This window comes from Kocuria sp. HMSC066H03 (genome assembly GCF_001812045.1).
Taxonomy (GTDB): Bacteria; Actinomycetota; Actinomycetes; order Actinomycetales; family Micrococcaceae; genus Kocuria; species Kocuria rhizophila.
Window position 1 is genome coordinate 337,202 of the sequence record NZ_KV807509.1, and the last position, 20,248, is coordinate 357,449.

At 68.8% G+C, this 20,248-nt stretch carries 15 protein-coding genes and 2 pseudogenes; 7 read left to right on the forward strand and 10 right to left on the reverse strand.

Annotation, left to right across the window (positions count from 1 at the left end):
• Positions 1-176: 176 nt before the first annotated feature.
• Together HMPREF2833_RS10305 and HMPREF2833_RS10310 are read left to right on the forward strand one after the other, a co-directional pair.
• Complete coding sequence (locus HMPREF2833_RS10305) at positions 177-935, forward strand: thioesterase II family protein (protein WP_039101243.1); 759 nt, start codon at positions 177-179, stop codon at positions 933-935.
• Positions 932-1,723 (forward strand): 4'-phosphopantetheinyl transferase family protein, encoded by a 792-nt coding sequence (locus HMPREF2833_RS10310; protein WP_019309052.1) that lies wholly within the window; start codon positions 932-934, stop codon positions 1,721-1,723. Before HMPREF2833_RS10305 ends, HMPREF2833_RS10310 begins: the two co-directional genes overlap by 4 nt.
• 31 nt (positions 1,724-1,754) lie before the next feature.
• Here HMPREF2833_RS10310 and HMPREF2833_RS10315 read toward each other — a convergent pair whose 3' ends face one another.
• From HMPREF2833_RS10315 to HMPREF2833_RS10325, 3 genes are all read right to left on the reverse strand, one after another.
• Positions 1,755-3,185, reverse strand: a complete 1,431-nt coding sequence (locus HMPREF2833_RS10315; protein WP_019309051.1) for a heparan-alpha-glucosaminide N-acetyltransferase domain-containing protein — start codon at positions 3,183-3,185, stop codon at positions 1,755-1,757.
• Positions 3,182-7,306: a Pls/PosA family non-ribosomal peptide synthetase gene (locus HMPREF2833_RS10320; RefSeq protein ID WP_246829117.1), complete on the reverse strand. Its 4,125-nt coding sequence runs from the start codon at positions 7,304-7,306 to the stop codon at positions 3,182-3,184. The genes HMPREF2833_RS10315 and HMPREF2833_RS10320 overlap by 4 nt, the downstream gene beginning before the upstream one ends.
• A gap of 313 nt (positions 7,307-7,619) precedes the next feature.
• On the reverse strand, positions 7,620-8,585 hold the full coding sequence (locus tag HMPREF2833_RS10325; protein ID WP_246829118.1) for an alpha/beta hydrolase family protein: 966 nt from the start codon (positions 8,583-8,585) through the stop codon (positions 7,620-7,622).
• Positions 8,586-9,068: 483 nt separating this feature from the next.
• On the opposite strand from HMPREF2833_RS10325, the gene HMPREF2833_RS10330 reads away from it, so the two are divergent.
• Complete coding sequence (locus HMPREF2833_RS10330; RefSeq protein ID WP_070637935.1) at positions 9,069-10,331, forward strand: glycosyltransferase family 4 protein; 1,263 nt, start codon at positions 9,069-9,071, stop codon at positions 10,329-10,331.
• 192 nt (positions 10,332-10,523) lie between these two features.
• Here the strand turns inward: HMPREF2833_RS10330 and HMPREF2833_RS10335 are convergent, their stop codons facing one another.
• A complete protein-coding gene (locus HMPREF2833_RS10335; protein ID WP_070637938.1) occupies positions 10,524-11,162 on the reverse strand; it encodes a WbqC family protein in 639 nt (212 codons plus the stop codon).
• On the reverse strand, positions 11,162-11,779 hold the full coding sequence (locus tag HMPREF2833_RS10340; RefSeq protein WP_083311009.1) for a PIG-L deacetylase family protein: 618 nt from the start codon (positions 11,777-11,779) through the stop codon (positions 11,162-11,164). The genes HMPREF2833_RS10335 and HMPREF2833_RS10340 overlap by 1 nt, the downstream gene beginning before the upstream one ends.
• 813 nt (positions 11,780-12,592) lie before the next feature.
• Between HMPREF2833_RS10340 and HMPREF2833_RS12425 the strand changes: the two genes are divergently transcribed.
• Positions 12,593-14,071 carry a hypothetical protein gene (locus HMPREF2833_RS12425; protein ID WP_141756184.1) on the forward strand — a complete coding sequence of 493 codons (1,479 nt, stop codon included), beginning with the start codon at positions 12,593-12,595 and terminating at the stop codon, positions 14,069-14,071.
• Here HMPREF2833_RS12425 and HMPREF2833_RS12190 read toward each other — a convergent pair.
• The 3 genes from HMPREF2833_RS12190 to HMPREF2833_RS10350 form a co-directional block, all read right to left on the reverse strand.
• On the reverse strand, positions 13,983-14,930 hold the full coding sequence (locus HMPREF2833_RS12190) for a DNA adenine methylase (RefSeq protein WP_083311011.1): 948 nt from the start codon (positions 14,928-14,930) through the stop codon (positions 13,983-13,985). The genes HMPREF2833_RS12425 and HMPREF2833_RS12190 overlap by 89 nt on opposite strands.
• A 462-nt stretch (positions 14,931-15,392) precedes the next feature.
• The gene (locus HMPREF2833_RS10345; RefSeq protein WP_070637941.1) at positions 15,393-15,794 is read right to left on the reverse strand and encodes a recombinase family protein; all 402 of its coding nucleotides are present in this window, start codon (positions 15,792-15,794) and stop codon (positions 15,393-15,395) included.
• A complete protein-coding gene (locus HMPREF2833_RS10350; protein ID WP_070637944.1) occupies positions 15,791-16,207 on the reverse strand; it encodes a hypothetical protein in 417 nt (138 codons plus the stop codon). Before HMPREF2833_RS10350 ends, HMPREF2833_RS10345 begins: the two co-directional genes overlap by 4 nt.
• 203 nt (positions 16,208-16,410) lie before the next feature.
• On the opposite strand from HMPREF2833_RS10350, the gene HMPREF2833_RS10355 reads away from it, so the two are divergent.
• Positions 16,411-17,412, forward strand: coding sequence for a DNA-processing protein DprA (locus HMPREF2833_RS10355; RefSeq protein ID WP_070637946.1), 1,002 nt, complete (start codon positions 16,411-16,413; stop codon positions 17,410-17,412).
• A gap of 15 nt (positions 17,413-17,427) precedes the next feature.
• Here HMPREF2833_RS10355 and HMPREF2833_RS10360 read toward each other — a convergent pair.
• Positions 17,428-18,441 (reverse strand): annotated as a pseudogene (locus HMPREF2833_RS10360) (C-terminal helicase domain-containing protein); the annotation flags it as partial.
• Positions 18,442-18,856: 415 nt separating this feature from the next.
• Between HMPREF2833_RS10360 and HMPREF2833_RS10365 the strand changes: the two are divergent.
• Positions 18,857-19,642 (forward strand): APH(3')-II family aminoglycoside O-phosphotransferase, encoded by a 786-nt coding sequence (locus HMPREF2833_RS10365; RefSeq protein ID WP_070638544.1) that lies wholly within the window; start codon positions 18,857-18,859, stop codon positions 19,640-19,642.
• Between the two features lie 81 nt (positions 19,643-19,723).
• Here HMPREF2833_RS10365 and HMPREF2833_RS12550 read toward each other — a convergent pair whose 3' ends face one another.
• On the reverse strand, positions 19,724-19,870 hold the full coding sequence (locus HMPREF2833_RS12550; RefSeq protein WP_168165729.1) for a hypothetical protein: 147 nt from the start codon (positions 19,868-19,870) through the stop codon (positions 19,724-19,726).
• Between the two features lie 83 nt (positions 19,871-19,953).
• Between HMPREF2833_RS12550 and HMPREF2833_RS12555 the strand changes: the two are divergent.
• Positions 19,954-20,248 (forward strand): annotated as a pseudogene (locus HMPREF2833_RS12555) (hypothetical protein); the annotation flags it as partial.

A 20,248-nucleotide genomic window follows, 5' to 3' on the forward strand; every position in this document is an offset into this window, starting at 1 on the left:
CCCCCCCCGCACCACCCTCGCAGCACCACCGCCCCCACCCGCACCGCGGTCCGCGTCCGCCTCCCCGTCGAGACGTCCGGAGCGCGCCGCCCGCACCGCTGCTCCCCCGCCCGGCAGCCCCCGCACCGGGTCACGCGGCGGCACCCACCCCCCACGGATTCAGGAGGTCCGGGACGTTGGCCACCACCCCTCCCCCCACCACGGCCCTGGCGCGCTGGTTCACCGGCGACGCCGCCCCGCAGCGCCGTCTCGTCGTCTTCCCCCACGCCGGCGCGGGGGCCCTGTCCGGGCGGGTCTTCCAGGCCCCCGGCACGGAGGTCCTCGTCCACCGCCGCCCGGGGCGCGAGTCCCGCATGGCGGATCCCACGCCCGTGGACGTGCGCACCGGGGTGGCCGAGGCGCTCGAGCTGATGCTGCCCGTGCTCGACGCCGACGAGCTGCCCACCACCGTCCTGGGCCACTCCTTCGGGGCTCTGCTCGCCGCGGAGTTCGCCGCGGCCGTGGACCGCGAGCGTCCCGGCCGGCTGCGGCGGGTGGTGCTCTCCGCCAAGAGCGTCCCACCGGATCCCGATCCCGAACTCCGTGCCGTTCTGGAGGACGACGCCGCCCTGGCCGCGTGGCTCCAGGAGCTCGGGGGCACCCCGGAGGAGCTGCTGCGCGACCCTGATCTGCGGGCCATGGTCCTCGCCCCGCTGCGCGCGGATCTGCGGGCCTCGCTGTCCCACGACGCCGCTCCACCGCGGCTGCGCACCCCGCTGCTGCTCGTGTGCGCAGAGCAGGACCGCACGGCCTCGGCGCGGTCCATGGCCGGCTGGGCCCGGAGCACGGACGCGGAGTGCACCACGCTCACCGTCCCCGGTGGCCACCACGGCCTGCTCGAGCACCCCGAGCTGCTGCACCGGGCCCTGACTCAGACTGACGGGGGCACGAGGTGAACGCGGGAACCACCACTCTGCGGCAGCCGGTGTGGGCGGACCACCGACGCAGGGTCCCCGGAGCTCCGGCGGACCTCACCCTGCACGTGCTGCCCCTCGCGGAGTTCGCCCCCTGGGCCTTCTCGGCGTCAGGGTGTCTGAGCGAGCTCGAGCTCGCGCGGGCGGAGACCGTCCAGGAGGCCCGCGCCCGCGAACTGTTCACGGTGTCACGGGTGGCGCTGCGCCACGTCCTCGCGCACCGCCTGGGCTGCCGGCCCCACGAGGTGCCGGTGACCCACGACCCACGCACCGGCGCGCCGCGTCCGGTTCACGGCCGGGCGGCGTCGGTCTCCAGCGCGGACGACGACGCCCTCCCGGCCCCCGCCGGCAGCGTCACCGGCTCCGTGTGGGCGCCCGTGCAGCCCGTCCACTTCTCCGTGTCGCGCACCGCGGGCGTGGTCGCGCTCGTCACGGCTCAGCGCCGCGTGGGCGTGGACGTGGAACGGATCCAGAGCGACGTGGAGGCGGGTGTGCTGCTCGACGTCCTGCACCCCGCAGACCGGGAGCGGCTCGCGAGGCTGCGCGGGCGGCGTCGGGCCGCGGACGTGACCCGGACCTGGGTGCGTGTGGAGGCGCTCGTGAAGGGGTGGGAGACCGGGCTGTCGCGTGACCCCGCGGGCATCCGCATCGGCCCGGCGGCGCGCGCCGACTACGGCCACGGGTGGACCGTGAGCGACGTGCGCACCCGCTCTGCGGAGAACGCCCGGCTGGCCGTGGCGTGGCAGACGGACCCCCGCCCGGTGGGCTGAGGGTCCGTCTGCAAGTCGGCTGCGGGGCCGGCTACCGCCGGGGCGTCTGCGCCCGACGCCGAGGGGGCGCCTTCTCGGGCGGCACGACCGCGGCGGCAGCTCCCTTGGACACCCTGGTGACCAGGCGCTCGAGCGGACCGTTGCCCACGGCCTGCTGCCAGGCCACCGCGAACAGCGCGGCGACGACCACCTGCACGATGAACCAGAACCAGGGCGTGGTGTCCGTCCACACGAACGCCAGCAGCACCAGGTGGCTCACGTAGAGCGTGAGGGTCATCGAGCCCATGGCGCCCAGCCAGGTCAGCCACTTGCCGATCACGCGGCACAGCAGCAGGAACGCGCCGAGGGCCACCATGGCCAGACCGGCGCTCTCCAGCAGCGCGAACGGGGTGTTGGTGTGCGGCCCGGAGAGCAGCAGCCACAGGTAGGACGTGTCCGGCAGCTGGGGGTCCGGACCGTAGACCTGGATGTTCCACACGTCGTCAGAGGTCATCCACGGAGTGGCCTCGATCAGGGCGTTCTCCAGCTCGAAGCGCATGAGCATCAGCATGGAGATCCCACGGGCCGCGGCCGCGACCACAGCGCCCACGATCACGAGCACCACCTGCACCCGGTCCCGGGACAGCGGCAGCCGGCCCAGGGCCATGCCCAGGCAGATGAACGTCATCCACGGCAGGGCGGGGTACGTTCCCGTGAGGAACAGCTCAGCCAGGACGGCCCCCGGATCGGTGAGCAGCTCGGCGAACCCGGGGTTGCCGTACACGTGCGCGGGCAGGACGGACAGGGACCACTGCATCACGAAGGGCATCACCACGGCGAAGACCGCCGAGGACACCAGCAGCCACCGCACGCTCAGCAGCGTGAACGGTATGGCCACCAGGAACATCAGGCCGTAGTAGATGAGGATGTTGTAGACCGGCAGCTCCAGCAGGTTGATGCTCAGCCCGATGAGGAACAGCACCAGCGCGCGCACCAGGATGGACACCCGTGCCCGCGCGCCGTCCCGGCCACGCCGCGGGTTGCGCCCCCCGGTCATGAACGCCAGGCTCACCCCGGCGAGGGTCGCGAACAGTGCCGCGGAGTGCCCCGCGAACAGCCGCCACTCCAGGGAGGGATTGCCCTCCACGTCCGCGACCGCGGGCAGCACGTGCACCGCGATCATGCCCACCAGGGCGAAGCCCCGGGCCACGTCCACACCCATGATGCGCCGCGTGGTGCGGCGCCCGTCCGCGCTGGACACGTTGCGGGTGGCCGCCCCCTGGCGCGGGGCGGAGGTGGAACGCGGGGGTGCGGTGACCACCGGGGTGGCCGAGGTCCACAGTCCGCTCTCCGCGGCGGTGCGGCCCTCGTCCCCGCGGTCCCCGAGCCACACCTCGCGCGGCGGGCGGGGTCCGGGCTGGGGCCGCTGCCCGGGAGGCAGATCCCCCTCGGCCACGTTCTCGTTCATGCTCTGCTGCGTCATTCGGTGGCTCCCTGGTGCTCAACGGCGCGGTCCCCGGCGGGGAGCGCGGTCGGTGCGGGGGCCGTGGCGGTGGACCCCGTGCTGTGCTGCGTGATGGTCTCGGGTCCCGACGCCGCGGCGTGGGATCCCCGGCGCGTGGCGGGGGCCGCGGTGGGCAGCACCTGCGCGCTGACCACCTGGTCCCCCGGTTCGAGGTGGCGGATGGGGTTGCCGCCCCAGTTGCCGTCCGAGGGCACGGTCTCCTGGCGCATGACCAGGGATCCCGGTGCCACGGTGGTGCGCTCCTCGATCGTGGCGCCCGGCAGCACGAAGCTGTTGGGGCCCAGTGTGGAGCCCCGCCGCATGGTCACGGGCTCCATGCGCATGATCCGGTCGTGGAACAGGTGGGTCTGCAGGACCGTGCCGCGGTTGACGGACACGTTGTCCTCGAGGCGCACCAGGTCGAACTCGGGCAGCCACCAGGTCTCGCACCACACGCCGCGGCCGATGTGCGCTCCCATCAGCCGGGCCCACACGTTGAACAGGGGCGAGCCCACGCTCAGGCGGATCATGGAGGGCACGGCCAGGGACTCGGCGAACACGTCCGTGAGCTCGTTGCGCCACACGAAGGAGCTGAACAGCGGGCGCTCGCTCTCGCGGAAGCGACCCATCAGGGCCCACTTCACGAGCACCGGCACCAGGCACGCCACGGTGCTGGCCACGGTGAGCACCACACCGGACCAGGCGAAGGCGGCGATCACACCGCTCCACCCCATCCCGTGGGACATGTAGATGTCCGTGAGCACGTACACGATCACCAGGTCCAGCCACGCCGAGACCATGGCGGGCAGGAAGCGGAAGAGCTCCACGAACGCCCGCGCCGCCTTGAGCCGCCGCTGCGGCTGGAACGTGGACTCGGCATCCGCCTCCGTCTTGGCGCGCGCGATCGGCGCCGCAGTGCGGCCCAGCCAGGAGGACCCGGCCGGTGCGCGGTGGGGTGCGGAGCTGAGCACGGCCACCAGTGCGTCCGCGGGCAGGTCCCGGTCCGGTCCCACGATCCCGGAGTTGCCCACGAAAGTGCGCTCACCGATCACGGACGTGCCGATGTGCAACCAGCCGAAGCCCGCGCGGTGGGACGTCACCAGGGCGTGGTCGGCGAGGAACGAGCCGTCCTTCAGCGTGGTGAGGTGCGGGATGGTCTCCGCGGTGGAGATCTCCACGTTGCGCCCCACCTTGGCACCGAGCAGCCGCATGAACCACGGGGTGATGCACGAGGCGTAGATCGGGTAGGTGGAGATCAGCGTGCGCTGCATGAGCGTCTCGGTGAGCCACATGGCCCACCCCACCGGTCCGTTCTGGGGGAAGTACCCGGGGACGATCATTCCGGACACCAGGCGCACCAGGCCCACCACGAGCAGCAGCCACACCACGGCCGTGACCACGGTGAACACCGGAACCCACACGGCCACGATCGGGAACACGACCTCGTACTCCTGGATGGTGACCACGCGGGTGAGCACGATCAGCGCACCGGGAATCAGCGCCAGGAAGGGCAGCAGCCCCACCAGGACCGCGCCTCCGGAGAACGCCAGGTGGCTGGTGAGCGCCCCCCAGGTGCGCATCCCGCCCGTGACCTCCGGGGAGTCCTCCGGCCAGGTGGTTCCGGCGTTGCCGTGGTGGCGCAGGGGCGAGCCGCCCCACAGCTCCCCCGCGGGCACCGCGCGGCTCACGTGGGATCCCGGCAGCACCTCGGCACCGGCACCCACGTGCATCCCGGGATCCACCAGGGTGCGGGTGCCCACGCGTGCGTGCTCCCCGATCTCGATCGCGCCCACGTGGAAGACGTCGCCGTCCAGCCAGTAGCCGGAGAGGTCCGCCTCGAACTCCACGGTGGCGTGGTCCCCCACGCGCACCAGGCCGGTGACCGGCGGGGTGTTGTAGAGGTGGGCGTCCCTGCCCACCGTGTTGCCGAACAGCCGGTGCAGGGTGCGTGCCATGGGTGTGCCGGTGAGGACGTCGTACTTGTTGTAGACCACCACGCGTTCGGCGGCCCACACCCTCAGGTGGTTCCAGCTCCCCCGCGGGTAGTGCCCGGGCTTGAGACCGGCGGTGAGCGCACGCACGGTGGCCGCGCCCACGAGCACGCGTCCCGGCAGCGAGAACATCACGAGCCAGCCCACGACCAGGGGCAGCAGTGGCGGGGTGGGCACCCACCCGGCGTCGGCGACGACCGCGAGCAGCCACACCACGATCAGCGAGCCGAGGACGTAGCGGAAGCCGTTGAGCACGTTCAGCGCCAGGATGAAGGCCCCCTGGAACCAGCCGGCGGCCGCGGGAACGGGGTCCGGATCGCGCTTGACGTCGTGGGACTCCCCGAGCGTGGCCAGGTAGCCCGCCATGGACTCGAGGGTGGGGTGGGCGTAGATCTTGGCGATCTCCGTGTCCGGGTGGCTCCGGCGCAGCGCCGAGACCAGACGCGCGAGGGCCACCGAGCTGCCGCCCATCGCGAAGAAGTCGCTGTCCGCGGCGAACGGCAGAGGCCCGAGCTGGTCCGCCCACAGCTCCGCGAGCCACGCGAGGTCGCCCTCGAGGGGCGCGGAGCCGTCGTCGTTGGTGGTGGGCAGGGGCCACGGCAGGGCCTTGCGGTCCACCTTGCCGGAGGTCTTCATGGGCAGCTCGTCCATGAGGCACAGCGCGGGGACCATCCCTCCCGGGAGCCGCTCCACGAGCCAGCGGCGCGCCTCCGAGAGGTCCACGGACCCCTCGTCCTCGGGCACCAGGTAGCCCGCGATCACGCTGCCGCCGCCCGGTGTGGAGTGCACGGCGCACGCGCCCAGCTTCACGCCGGGCACCTGGGTCATCTGCGTGTCGATCTCGCCGAGCTCGATGCGTCGGCCCGAGACCTTGACCTGGTCGTCGGCGCGGCCCGCGAAGACGATGCCCTCGGGGTCCGCGCGCACCACGTCACCGGAGCGGTAGGCGCGCTCCCACCCGAGCGACTCCAGCGGGGCGTACTTCTCGGCGTCCTTGGCGGGGTCCAGGTAGCGGCCCAGGCCCACGCCGCCGATGATCAGCTCACCGGTCTCGCCCCAGGCCACGGGCTCACCCTGGGAGTCCACGACGGCGAGCTCCCACCCGGGCACGGCGAGGCCGATGCGGATGGGCGCCTCGCCGGTCAGCAGGGCGCCGGTGGCGATCACGGTGGCCTCGGTGGGGCCGTAGGTGTTCCACACCTCACGCCCGGGACGCACGAGGTGCTTCGTGAGCTCCAGGGGGCACGCCTCGCCCCCGAAGATGAGCAGCCGCACGCGGTCCAGGGCCTCGCTGGGCCACAGGGAGGCCAGCGTGGGCACGGTGGAGACGGCGGTGATCTGCTTGTCCACGATCCACTGGCCGAGGTCCGGGCCGGAGCGCACGATGCTCCGGGGCGCGGGCACCAGGGTGGCGCCGTGGCGCCAGGCCAGCCACATCTCCTCGCACGAGGCGTCGAACGCCACGGACAGCCCCGCCATCACGCGGTCGCCGGGCCCGAGCGGGCGGCGCTGGAGGTACATCTGGGCCTCCGCGTCCACGAGGGCCGCGGCGGAGCGGTGGCTGATGGCCACACCCTTCGGCTTGCCCGTGGAGCCCGAGGTGAAGATGATCCAGGCGTCGTCCCGCGTGCGCGGGGTCTCCGTCCGCTCGCCCGTGGAGACGGCCGTGCGGCGCGTCAGTTCGAGACCCTCCCCGAAGACGGCGGCCACACCGGCCTCCTCCCACACCGTGTGGGCCCGCTCGTCGGGGTCGTCCCAGTCCACCGGCACGTAGGCCGCGCCCGCGAACAGCGTGGCCAGGATGGCCACGTAGAGGTCCGCCCCGCCGGAGGGAACGCGAATGCCGACCCGGTCACCGCGCCCCACGCCCATGTCCCACAGGCGCTGGACGTGGACCTCGATCCGGTCCTCGAGCTCTCCGTAGGGGACGGACTCGTGCTCGTCCTCGAGGGCGATCGCGTCCGGGAACTGCGCGACCGTGTCGAGGACGATGTCCACCAGGGTGCGCGGAGCCGGTGGTTCCTCCACCGGATAGACCGCTCTGTCGGGGGCTGCGCCCCGTGGGGCGCCGGCCTCGTGGGCCTCGCCGCTGAGATTGTGGCTGTCCACTGCTGTTGTGCTCCCCCTCGCTAAGGACCAGTGGCGCAGGAGGAGACGGACGTGAGCCTCGGTTAGGTCGCGTCCGCGCGGGTGTTCGGATCAAGCCGCCCGGGTCCCCCGACCCTGACGGCGGCGCGACATCCCGTGAACGCGCCGTGGTGCCCAGCGTTGACATCCCCCTGCCGGCCCAGTGTGTGAGGCCAGAATACGGGAGGGGTCGTGGGCGGTCCAATACTCGGACCATTGCATGGAGTTGTCCGGAGATGCCCTGACGGCTCCCCGGAGCGCGGTGCTCGTCCGGGCCCGGGAGCCCGCCCCGGCGTCATCCCGGGGACGGTGCGGAAGAGCTTTCCGCCGTGAGGAGCTCGTCCAGGATGGCGGCGTCGGGCATGTCGAAGTGGTCGTGGCCCGGCAGGATCTCCAGGCGCGTGCGGGTGAACCCCCGCTGCTCGTAGAAGTCCTGCCCCTCGGTCGCCGCGCCCACGGCGTCGAAATCGGCCTCGGGGTCGGTGCCCGTGTCCTGGGATCCTGTGAACCACCACAGCCGCATGTCCCGCTTCTGCTGCTCCGTGGCCCGCGTGCCCAGGGACTCCGGGGCTCCGCCACCGCCCACCATGACGGCACCGCCCGTGACGAGGTTCCGCGCACTCGCCAGCACCCCGTAGCTGAGCATCTCCGCACCGCCGGAGTAGCCCATCCACGTCACCTGCCCGGGGTCCACGGGAGTCGTCCCGAGCAGCTCGTCCTCGGTGAGGGCGCGCAGCCACGCGAGATTGGTCCTGAGGTCCTGCCACCAGGTGCGCTCCCCCCTGCTGTCCGGTGACAGCGGCACGGCGAGCAGCGCGTTGTGGGAGGCGGCCACGGCCGCGAGGCACGTGCTCCGCCCGCCCGGTTCGTAGAACTCGGCCCCGCCGTCCCCGTGCAGGTCCACGACGAGTCCCACGGGGCGGGTGGTGTCCACCCCGCCGTCGATCAGGTGGTAGCTGCTGGTCACCCCGCGGTCCGTGAAGGACCGGTCCAGGCGGCCGAAGGCCCCGGCCTGCGTTTGGTCCTCCCCGGTGTCCCCCGTGGCACGGGTGACCGTGTGCGGATGGGCTCTGGGATCGTCTGCGGAGAGACCGTAGCGCGTGCAGTCGGTGGTGGGGATCTCCGCGGCACGGAAGGGGTTCACCACGAGGAGCACCGCTGCGGCCACGAGCACTGCCACCACCAGGAACACGGCGGCGGCCACGGCCACGGGACGCCACCCGGGAGCAGAAGAGCCCTGCCGGGGCCAGGTTTTGGGCATGGCGGTCATCGTACTCCGCGGATGCCGCGCCACCGGACCGGGGCCTCGCCGGCCCGGTACGACGCCGCGAGGCCGCCCCCGCAGGCACCTCGGCGCCGCCTCCCCGGACCTCGTGCCGTGCCCGGCGCCAGCCCCCACGGCCGCCCAGAAGCCGCGCACGGCCCTGAGCGGCTCCGGCGCGAGGTGTTCAGTGCATGGTCAGGGATTCTGCCACGGCAGGCCCTGGTGCATGGGCGGCGCCGAGGACTCCGGGAGCCCACCCCCGGTCCCGCACCCGCACGGTGCGGCGTGGCCGCGCGGTCTCGGCTCGCCTGCCGTGCCACGGTGCCGGGTTCTCGGAGTCTCCGTGGCCTGGCGAGCCGGGTTCTCGGAGTTTTCGTGGCCTGGCGCGCCGGAGGGCTGGTGGGACGAGGGTGTCGGTGGCCGGCGGCCGGTGGGTCGGCGCTGTCCTCGGGCGGCCCGGCCGCTGTCTAGGGTGGGAGCATGACGGCTCCCTCCCCCGCCGGGCACCCTCCCGAGCCCCCCTCTCCTGGCCGCCCGCTCCGGCTGGGTCTGGCCTTCCACGGTGACCCCTTCGACCCCGCGTCGTGGTCCGGCACGCCCCGCGGCATCGGGCAGGCGCTGCGGGCCCAGGGTCACGACGTCGTGGGGCTCAGTGCTCGCGCCGGCGAACCCGTGGACGCCACGGTGCAGCGGGTTCTGGCCGCCCCTCGGATGCTCCCGCGGATCGGCGCGGTCCGACGCGGCCAGCCGCTGCCGGAGGCCGTGGACCATGCCAAGTCCGCCGCGCGGATCGGCGCAGAGTACCGCGCGCTCGGGACGTTGCTGATTTTGTACGGGATCGCTCGCGCGGGCCACCTGGACGCGGTGCTGCGCCTCGGTACGTCCTTCGAGGTCCGCCACCCGAGAGTCATCACCTTCGAGGACCTCACGGTCCCCCAGGCCATCGAGGCCGGGGAACTGGAGTGGGGCCGGGTGGGTTCCTGGACCCGCCGGATGCGGCTGCGGGCCCAGGGCAGGGCGTTCAGGGATGCGACCGCGTGCTGCACGGCCACGCCGTGGACGGCCCGTTCGGTGGTCGAGGACTTCGGGACGGACCCCGGCACGGTCTTCCCCGTGGGACTCGGCGCCAACCACGTGCCGGGGCCCGTGGGGCCGGAACCGGACCGGGCGGCGTCGTTCGGAAAGGACTGGAGCTCGCCCCGCTTCCTGTTCGTGGGCAAGGCGTGGGAGGACAAGAACGGTCCCACGCTGCTCGCGGCGTTCGCACGGCTGCGCGAGAGCCACCCGGACGCGCGGCTGGACCTCGTGGGCAACCACCCCCGCGTGGATCTCCCGGGCGTGACCGGGCACGGTTTCCTGCGCACGGACGACCCCGACCAGCAGCGCCGGCTCGCCGCGCTCTACGCGCGCGCCACGTGCCTCGTGGTGCCCACCACGTTCGAGCCCGCCGGCATCGTGCATGTGGAGGCCGCCGCGGCCGGGGTCCCCAGCATCGGCTCCGCACGCGGCGGGGCGGCGGACATGATCGGTCCCGCCGGGCTCACGGTGGCCCCGGGGAGCGTCCCGGAGCTCGTCGCGGCCATGGACCGCATGGCCGATCCAGAGACGGCCCGCCGCATGGGCGAGGCAGGGCTCGAGCGGGCCCGGCTGTTCACGTGGGACCTCGTGGCGCACCGCATGCTTCAGGCCGGCGGTCTGGAACCGTACGACGACGCCGCCTGGCGGGGTCTCTTCCCGGCCTGAGGCTTCCCGCATCCTCGTGGCACGCCGCGCCACCTGATGTTCCGCGGCACGCGAGCCCACAGGCCCTCCGAGGCACCCGGGCCCACGCTGGTGCCCTGCGGGGCCGCCGGCTGCGCCCCCGGTGCCGGTCCAAGGCGACCGGACACCGGTGGTGGCCCGCGCCGGGGCCGTGCACTGCGGTTCCGTTCGCCCTCAAGAGTGGTTCATGATCGCGGGCAGCGGGTCCTCGAGGTCGAACAGCAGGCTCAGCACGGAGTCCCCGGAGACGGGCACGTGGTCGGACCAGGTGAGCGTCAGACCGTGCTCCGCGAAGTACCCCTCCGGGTTCTCCACCATGTAGGCGCGGCCACCGGATCCCGCGTAGTACTCGTCCCCTCCCACGGCCCTGACCTGCTCGATGAGCCGGTCGGTGGCCCGTTGCCGCGGCGGGTCCGTGAACAGCAGCGGGGTGGTGATGCCCAGCTCGTCCCGGATCATGTGGATCAGCTGCAGGTTGACCTCGTCCAAGGCGCTGCCCGTGAAACCCCGGATGCGTTCCACGAGCGCCGGCCCCCGGTTCGCCCACTGCGGGGCACCGCGGTAGCGGCTCGTGATGACCCGCGCAAGGTTCTCCTGCCACCCGGCCATGACCTGCACGTCCGTGATCGGCACGAGTGCGGGCTTGCCCACGAGCCGGTGGGATGCCCACGTGCCCCGCATCCGCACGCGGCGCTGGTAGCCCTGCTTCTGGAACTGGTCGTGCCGGGAGACGATGAACGCGTCCGAGACCGCCATCTTGTACCAGAAGCCCGAGTAGGGCAGCAGGTCCGGCTGGTGGATGGTGACCCGCATCAGCGCACGTGCCTGACGAGCGCGTACTGCTCCGCGTACGCCACCCCACGGACCCGCCCCAGTCCGGCGGCGAGGTCCTTGATCGCGGTGATCGGGTGGTTCTCCCCCGGGATCTCGGACTCGTAGCAGCGGCACGCCCGGGCCTTGCGCTCGGCCTGCTCCTCGCTCAGGGGCTCGAAGGTGTTCCAGCGCAGGTCGCTCGGGTAGAGGTTCACGTCGTACACGGCCACGTCGTAGACCAGCACGGACGGGGCGGACCAGTGCTCCGGGGACATGGACAGCCGGGCGGTGCGCATCCCGGCCTCGTAGACGGATATGTGGTCCTGGTGCAGGGAGGGGAACGGCAGGTACAGCTCGTCCGGTCGCAGCTGCGCACAGATGACGTCCAGCTGCCGGACGAGAGCGGGCATGTCCGCTCCCACGGCGCCGTCCGGCAGGTTCAGCTCGCGGGTCCGCTCGACCCCCAGGACCTCCATGGCGCTGCGGAACTCACGGCTGCGGGTCTCGTCCCCGGCCGCCACGACCACCACGGTGCACTCGTCCGGGAACTTGGCCAGCAGCCCTCCGCAGCCCATGCTCTCGTCGTCCATGTGCGGGGCTATGACCAGGCGTTCCATCGGGCAGTGCTCCAGGGGTGGGGGGCGTTGGTCGGTTCCGGGACCGGACCCATGCTACCCATCCGTCGCCACCGGCCCGCGGCTGCGGGACGCTGATCTGCCCCGAGCACGAAAAATCCCCCCACCGTTTCCGGTGAGGGGATTTCCCTTGGTGGTGGAGGTAGTCCGACAGTGCTCTAACCTTGCCCCATCCCTAGAGTTGGCCGCTTCCTCGCATCGAGCGATCCGTCGTCGGCGCGGGTCAGCGGCAGTGTCGCCGGGTCCCACGCGGCCGCTCCCTCGTCCGGTTCCGAGGCTGACGCCGGAGATGCTGGATGAGGCGGAGCGGAGGTACAACACTGGCGAGACCCTACGCCAGATCGCGGACGATCTAGGCGTGAGCAGGCAGCGCCTCGCCGAGCACCTGCGCGGGCGTGGGGTCGCGATCCGAGGTCAAGGGCCATCACCGGAACAGGTGCTCGAGATGGCCCTCCGCTATGAACAGGGCGAATCTCTGGCGACCGTAGGTGCCCGAGTCGGTTTCAACGCGGGCACTGTGCGCACGCACCTACTGCGTGATGGTGTATCGCTTCGGGACCCTCACGGACGAGTGCGGTAGGCCACGTTACCTCGACAGGATCGATCACAGTCGCCTAGAAAAAGTAAGGTACTTGGCTGATCGGTCAGCGTCGCGCGGGAGAGCGATGCCCGGCAGCATGGGCGCGGGAGTCCGCGTGTCGGCGCGCGTCCGGGCTCGCAAACATGGGAATCTGGAAGATGATCTCCGGCTGGAGGTCTGGATGCGGAGAATCGGAACCAACGAAGGGAGCGGCAGTGCCACGAGTACCTGAGGAGGTTCGTCGAGTCAAAGTCGACTCGCTGGCTCTTGACCTGAGCAACTTCCGCTTCGCTGTCGATCAGAGCAATGAGTCTCTTGCCTTCAACTACCTGTTCGAGGAGTACGACGTACTTGGGATGGCACGTTCTCTTCTACGAGAGGGCTACACCACAAACGAGCTTCCTCTAGTCGTCGAGGAAAATAGTCGTTTTGTAGTACTGGAAGCAAATCGGCGAGTGAGTGCACTCCGCGCCCTTCGCGATCCTTCACTTGCTCCGGCGTATCGACAGAGAATTGAGGCGTTACTGAAAAGGCATCAGGAGGACGCCGACGAGTTGCCTGACGAAATATATGTCACGGTATTTCCTGATCGGAAGACTGCCGCCCCCATTTTGGCACGCCAGCATATCGGTGAGGACAAAAAGAGGTGGGGCCTCGACGAGCAAGCGAAGTTCGTTCTTGCCCAGCTCACCGATGAGGTTGACGTCAAGTACCTGAAAGAGACGCTGACTGGAATTAAAGACGTGGTTCGCCTTATCCGCATGGGGCGAGTCCGCGAAGCCCTCTTGTCGACGAATTTTACAGACGCAGACATTGCCGCATTCGCGGCTGGGCAAGAGTTGAAGATGTCCGTCTTCGAGTACGCATACCGTAGCCGAGAGATTCAGCCGCTTATGGGCTTTTCCTTCGACCAGGATGGAAACGTTACATCTCGACCTGAAAGTCCCGGTCAGATCGCAGTTCTCGAACGTGTCCTCCGCGGATTTCAGAGCGGGGAACTCAGTACACGTCGCGTGCTCGACAACAAGAAGGGAGACGCATACAAGGAACTAGTTGAAGAGTTGAAAGCAATTCTTGACCCACCCACTCAAAGTGAGGTCAGTACGTCAACGCCAAGTAGCTCAACGCCGGTTGACGACACCCCAAGCGGAGCGAACACAGACCCGCATGGTTCCGGTACCGCGAAGCAGCCCTCTTCCCCCTCGTCCAATTCTGAGACCACTACAGATGGACAACAACCTCAGCGCGGACCTAATCACCCAGACACGCGTGACAAGCTTTCGCTACAAGGCATCGACCAACTCCCCGTTCCCGAGGCGTTCGCCGCGAGGTTGCACGAGCTTCGTTCTATTAGCCTGAAGTCGCATCCCACTGCGGCCACAATGCTTTTGCGCTCTGTGATCGAGGCAGCAATCAAGGAACACTTTGCGCAACGAGGCACGACGGTAAGCGGTGAACTTGGGCGTGCTGTAGACGCGGTTTTCCGAGCCTACCCAAAGGAACGCCAGATCTCTCAGGCGGTGCAACTACTGAAAAATGCACGCGGACCGATTGCTGGTTCGGGCGAGTGGTTTAACGCTCCTACGCACTCCATGCACGTAACCATTACCGCGCCAGAGATCCATCAAGCATGGCGCGAGATGCTTCCGTTGCTTCGCTTCCTTTTGAGCCCTGCACAGCCTGCCACCCCTTGATGAGGGCTTCAGCGACTCTTGGAGAAGCGATCATGAGTTCGTCCGTGAAACCTGGGTGGCGCGCAGAGTAATTTAGCTCATACCTACTCTGAAAATAATCCGCATACAGGTTCTCGATGAGCGGCGATACGTCGTAGGTCATCACCCAATGAGCGCCGTCTATACGTTGTACCGTGCGGGCCAACGCCTCGTGATCACGAGCGTCGAAAGCGTTTAGATAGAGCTGCGATCCTGCACGCACGTAAGGTGGGTCAATGTACATGAATGTTGTTGGATCGCTCCCGTACTCACGTATCACCGTTCGCCCATCAAGGTCTGTGACAGTGATTGCGTCTGCAAGAACCCCGATTTCTGAGACTCTATCTGCGAGTTTCTCCCGATTGAAACGCGCGTCGATCTTGTAGTTTCCCTGTTGCGCCAATCCACCGATAACACCGCCACGGAGCACGCCAGAGCGATTTGTGCGATTGAGATAGAAGAAGGAGAATCCCAGGGCGAGATGGTCGTCCGTTTTACCGGCCCTGTATATCTCACGCTGTCGTTTCCACTCATCAATATTTAGAGGCGTCTCGACGATGAGGCGCGTGAAGTCGTCCGTCTGTTCTGTTACTGATCTCCAAAAAGCGTAGACGGCCGAGTCGAAGTCATTGATTACGAGACGCTTTACGAGTCCTTGCCGTAGCAGAGCAATACCTGCTCCAGCACCGCCAGCGTAGGGCTCAACATAGCATGCATCGGTGATGTCAAGTTCGCCAATTAGGTCCGCGAAAAGCCCCGCTAGCGCGGCCTTTCCGCCTGGATAGCGAAGTGGGGAGAGTGTCCCGTATCTCCTAGTGGCCCGGATGCTCAAGTGCTCCATCAAACAACCACCTTAGCTGCCCGGAATGCGGCAACTCTGCAGCGAGTAGAGCAAAACCGCGCATCCTTCCGAGCAACAACATGCGCTTGGCACTGCTGGCATGTGATCAGTTGACCTCGTCGACGCATCCGTTCTTGACGGATTTGCTTGGCCCACTGACGCAACTGCTCCTCAGTCGCCGTTGTCACGTCTTCCATGTAACGGATCATACACGTTACCAGCTGCCATCGTACAGCGGACGTGATTTCGCTCGCCACATGGTTCTTGCCGCGACCGTGAGCTGAGCAGGCGGCGATCCGGGTGCATGGAGAGGCGGTCACTGAGGGTTGGCCGCATAGTTCGTGCAGAGTTGACCTCAGTACGAGGCGTCATGCTTTGTGGCACATCTCGGGGCTGTAGAACAGCGAAAGGCCCCACTCTCAACCCGGTGAGAGTGGGCCTTGTCGATGGGGCGGGAACGGGTCAGGGTTCGCGATGCCCGCCAGGGAGCGGATCGTCGTGCCGTTCCTGGAACTCGGCGTAGGCCTGTTTGATTCCGACGAAGATTGCGTCGCGCCCGTTGGTGGTCTTCTCCTTCGTGACGTGGATCGTCACTCCGGCCTCCTGGAGTCGCTGCACCGTGGCGAGGTGCTCGTTGATCTTCTCCCCGAGTCGCTCGAGGTCGTTAACGATGACCGCGCTGACATCGTCCTGTTGGACGGCTTCGAGCATGGCATCGAGGCCGTGGCCGGTGCGCCCGATGTCGTAGTAGGAGCCGGTGACCGTCAGACCGAGCTCGCTCGCGTACTGGCGGCAGGCGGTCTCCTGATCGGCCAGCCACTTCTCGTTGTGGACCGCGCTGCGCCGGTAGATCACCGTGTTCATGATGCGCCTCCCGCCAGAGCCGGCTCCGCGTCGGCCTGCTCGCTCGACGCTGCGGCGTCGCGGCGGGCGTTGCGGCGCTGGACGTGCTCGCGGTGCCGGACGCGGGCGAGGGCGATGAGGCTCATCGGGCCAAGCCAGAGCATTTTGAGCGCGTTCCACGCGCACAGCAGGACGACCAGGTGGAGCCATCCCCACTCCGAGCCGGCCTGGTCGATGACATCGCTCAGGAGCTTGACGACGGCGATATAGGGCGCGGCGAGCAGCATCGCGGGAACACCCCACTTGAGTCCGCGGCGGGTGTAGACGGCATCGCGGATGCGGTTCGTCGGGAAGAACCGGCGGGTCTCTTCCAGGTTCTGGGCGGTGTTCTCGCTCTGGCGCCAGCGGCGTCGGACGCGGTCGCTGAGGAACATTGCGGGCCTCCTTCAACACGGTCGAATGATCGAAGCGGCGTGTTGGTGGTGGCCCCGCGGAAGGGGGCGATCCCGAAAGACCCTACAGATTGGAAGCCTGCGCTTCGTCTTCGAGTTTACGCCGGAGTCGCGCCAAGTGAAAGGTCTCCCCGCTGCTCCGGGTGCACCTGCTCGGTAATGCCTGCGAGTGGAAGGACCCGATCATGGTTTCTCTGGCTGACTACGCCGGCGATGAGCGGACGGCCCGCGTGATGCTCTCGATGATCGTCGAGCCCAATGACGCCAAGATCGGTCGCCTGCTGCGACGCGAAGGCGGCATCGAGACCCTCCGCCTGCTCGACGCCGGCGGGCCGATGCCCGGCCTCCGGGCCGAGGAAGCGACGATCCTGCACCACACCGCTCAGCAGTTCGGCTCGCGCGACAGCTTCAAGGACGATCTGGCCCACGCCCTCGACGGCTCATATACGCCGCTGGTCCCTGGCGACGCGCCCTGGCCCGTCTCGGTCGACGAGCTGGGTGATCGCGCCCCCTACGTACTGTGGGCGAGAGGGGCGACCTCATTCCTCGCGACCCGGAGCGATGCGCGAGTCACGATCACCGGGTCTCGGGCCGCGACTGCATACGGGGATCATGTCGCCGGGGAGCTCGCCGCGGATGCGTCGATGACCGAGCAGATCGTCGTCTCCGGCGGCGCCTACGGTATCGACGGCGCAGCACATCACGGGGCGCTCGCAGCCGATGGTGACACCATCGCGGTCATGGTCGGCGGCCCGGACCGCCTCTATCCCGCGGGGCACCGCGACATGCTCGAACGGGTCGGCGATCTGGGGATGCTGCTGAGCGAAATGCCTCCCGGCTCGGCCCCGACGCGGCACCGGTTCATCGCCCGCGGCCGGCTCCTCGCGGCACTGTCCTCGGCGACGGTGATCGTGGAAGCCGGGGCACGATCCGGCGCGCTGAACGTCGCCCGCGAAGCGAACTCCCTCGGCCGGGGCGTCGGGGCAGTGCCCGGCTCGATCACGTCCGCGGCGAGCACCGGCACGCATCTGCTGCTGCGTGAAGGCACCGCCACCCTCGTGACCGGCTCGCACGATGTCGCCGCCCTCACCACCAGCCGGCAGCAGGCACCAGCACGAGACCAGGGCCTGACCACCGGGCAGGACCTCGATGCTCTCGACCAGGAGCGGCCCGGCCGTTCCCTCTGATCGAAGGTTCGTCGCTCAGAGCGTGCGCCCCTGCCGGGCCTCGATGGTGAGGTCCGGCTGTTCGGTGTCCGGGGTCTGCTGGCTGAGCTGCTTCGCTCGGCTCAGCGCGGCCTGGGCGCGGGCGGCGTCGATCTTCTGCGTCTCCGACCCGGCTACGGCGCCGAGCGGGTGGTCGTCGGTGATCTGGTAGCGGTCGCGGTACGCGGCAACGACCTGCCCGAACCTGCGCCATCGCTGCGCGGCGCGTGCCTCCCCTGGTTTCGCGCCGAGCGCGGTCGTCCACGGTGCGGCCTCGTCCGTGTCCCGGTCGAAGACCGCGGCGGCGCGGCGCTCGATCAGCTCCTGCCGCTCCACCAGTGTGCGGTGCATCTCGGGGTCGGTGACTCCTGCGGCGTATGGGATGAGGCCGGCGATGAGCTGCGGCGCCTGCCGCGTGCGGCCGGAGCCGGCAAGCCTGGTCGTGGCGCGGGCGACGCGGTGATGCAGGACGGAGGCGATGTCGTCGGCATCCTCGAATCCCCGCGCCGCCACCAGACGCGGGAGCAGGTCGTCGAGGTCGTAGCGGTTCGCCTCCGCGCGGCGCAGCTCGGTCGACAGGGCGCCGTAGGCATCGGAGCCGAGCACGAGATCGACCTGCCCCTCCGTGAGGCCGGCGATCTCCAGGAGGGTGGCCCAGCGGTCGTGCTGGCCGGCCTGGGCGATGGTCTCGTACTCCGCGGCGAGCTGCCCGATCGAGCCCCAGCGTTCCTGCTCAGCGGTGATGGTCTCGTGCGCGGACAGCTCCGCGCCGACGTGCTGCAGCACCCCGTAAAGGACGCTTCGGGAGGTGGCGTCGGGGTTGTCGGAGGGATGCGGGGCGACATGCTCGGTATCGGCGGTGTCGGTGGCGACGTAGGCGTGGTTCCCGTGGCGGCCGCGGGTCATCGCGACGTAGAAGTTCTCCCGCGTCGTCGTCGCCGTGGTGACCACGTGCGAGGTGTCGACGGTGATGCCTTGGGCGCGGTGCGCGGTGATCGCGTAGCCGAGGTTCGGTAAACGCACTCACCTGTGAATGTTGGCCTGTGCGCAGTTCCAGCCTACTGATGTCACCGGATACGCGGGGCGTAGATTGTGGGCGAGACCAGCGGCGGGGGGCGGCGTCCCCGCCTCCGCGTAGCAGCACGCCAGAGCAGTCGACAACGACCTGTCATCGTCGACGGCCGCGACGATGGGCAGTAGGTACTTGTACCCGTCGCGTGCGCTCAAGATCCGCATCGACACCGTAGTGCCAAGTCAGGTGCACTCCCGGGATGCGTTCCATTGGTGAAACCGAGCTGCTGCGAGACAACCTACGTCGATGATTTGTACAGCCGCAGCTGACCCGATGCCGCTCGTGGTCGAGCACGTCGGATCGATTCAGAACGACTTATACTTGGCCAGAACCCGCAGTCTTGTTAGGAGCCGGATGTCCCCAGTCCGCCCTGCGTTCCCAATCACGTGGAAACAGGAACTGACCGGCTACTCATGGGAGTTGCAGACAACCGGTGGATCGGACGCAGCCGTTTTTCGGTTGACGTCTCCAGACGGAGACGTCCTCTTTGTTAAGACGGAACCAGTCAGATGTTTGGGCGAACTCCCGGGTGAGGCGGCGCGCCTGAGATGGCTGACGACAACGGGAGTGCCCTGTGCCCGCGTGCTCGACGAAATCACTTCTACAGGGCGGCATTGGTTGTTGCTCGACGACGTTCCCGGCAACGACCTGTCCTCCGCTCCGATTGAACCTGCGGCAAAGGCCCGGATCGCGGCTAAGGCGTTGCGCCGGCTGCACACTCTGATGACGGACAGCTGCCCTTTCGACCACCGTGTCTCTCACCGCATCGAGCAGGCCCGTGCCCGTTGGGAGTCGGGCCTAGTCGACACTAATGATTTCGACGATGAACACCGTGACCGCGACCCAAGCGAACTGCTCGCGATGCTTCAAGGGCTTCGTCCCGTTCATGAAGATCTCGTTGTTACGCATGGGGATGCATGCCTGTCCAACTTGATTGTGGACGAGGACCGCTTCTCTGGCTTCATCGACTGCGGGCGGTTGGGAGTTGCCGACCGTCACCAGGACCTCGCGCTAGCAACGCGGGACATAGCCGAGCAACTCGGCCAATCATGGGTGCCCTTATTCCTCGACCAGTATGGGATCGAGGACCTCGACCCGGCACGGACACGGTTCTACCGGCTCATGGACGAGTTCTTCTGAGGGTTCGCTGCAAAAACAAGCCGATCCAGACGCGGCTACTTCTGCTCGCGCACGGGGCACCTTCCTTCGCGTAGTAGTGGATCAGCGGCGTCGAGAGCCAGCGCGGTCGGCGTCTGCGGCCGCGAACGAGTACAGAAGGTACTTGTATCCGTCGCCGGCGCTCATCATCCGCATCGAGACCGTCATGCGCAGTAGGTGAGCGAACATCGCGCGCTGCTTTGCCGTCATTGCGGACATGCTGTGTTTGGTCAGTATTGGTCGTGAGGTCGCGTAGGGCACGTGAAGGACGGTCGACGCGAGATGATAGAGGCATGTCGTCTCCCTCGATGCCACTGACCGGATTGCTTTCCGATTGCTCGGTGTGGGCGCGCGTCACCGACGGCGAGTCAGGCGCGATTGTGCTGCGTCACGTGTCCGGGGAACGGTTCGCCAAGGTCGTCTCCGTTGCTGATGCGCACACGTTAGAAGGCGAGCGCGATCGGATCGAGTGGCTGTCGACCACCGGGATTCCCGGCCCCAGCGTGCTCGACTGGCGCATCACCGAGCACGGCGCCTGCCTCATCACCAGCGCCGTCGCGGGCGTCCCGGCTGACCGGCTCGACCCGG

What these genes read in the sequence shown, in the direction of transcription:
- HMPREF2833_RS10365 (WP_070638544.1), top strand. Translation starts at nt 18,857, where the DNA reads ATGTCCCCAGTCCGCCCTGCGTTCCCAATCACGTGGAAACAGGAACTG.
- HMPREF2833_RS10355 (WP_070637946.1), top strand. Translation starts at nt 16,411, where the DNA reads ATGGTTTCTCTGGCTGACTACGCCGGCGATGAGCGGACGGCCCGCGTG.
- HMPREF2833_RS10335 (WP_070637938.1), bottom strand. Translation starts at nt 11,162, where the DNA reads ATGCGGGTCACCATCCACCAGCCGGACCTGCTGCCCTACTCGGGCTTC.
- HMPREF2833_RS12190 (WP_083311011.1), bottom strand. Translation starts at nt 14,930, where the DNA reads ATGGAGCACTTGAGCATCCGGGCCACTAGGAGATACGGGACACTCTCC.
- HMPREF2833_RS10330 (WP_070637935.1), top strand. Translation starts at nt 9,069, where the DNA reads ATGACGGCTCCCTCCCCCGCCGGGCACCCTCCCGAGCCCCCCTCTCCT.
- HMPREF2833_RS12550 (WP_168165729.1), bottom strand. Translation starts at nt 19,870, where the DNA reads ATGACGGCAAAGCAGCGCGCGATGTTCGCTCACCTACTGCGCATGACG.
- HMPREF2833_RS10315 (WP_019309051.1), bottom strand. Translation starts at nt 3,185, where the DNA reads ATGACGCAGCAGAGCATGAACGAGAACGTGGCCGAGGGGGATCTGCCT.
- HMPREF2833_RS10350 (WP_070637944.1), bottom strand. Translation starts at nt 16,207, where the DNA reads ATGTTCCTCAGCGACCGCGTCCGACGCCGCTGGCGCCAGAGCGAGAAC.
- HMPREF2833_RS10325 (WP_246829118.1), bottom strand. Translation starts at nt 8,585, where the DNA reads ATGCCCAAAACCTGGCCCCGGCAGGGCTCTTCTGCTCCCGGGTGGCGT.
- HMPREF2833_RS10345 (WP_070637941.1), bottom strand. Translation starts at nt 15,794, where the DNA reads ATGAACACGGTGATCTACCGGCGCAGCGCGGTCCACAACGAGAAGTGG.
- HMPREF2833_RS10340 (WP_083311009.1), bottom strand. Translation starts at nt 11,779, where the DNA reads ATGGAACGCCTGGTCATAGCCCCGCACATGGACGACGAGAGCATGGGC.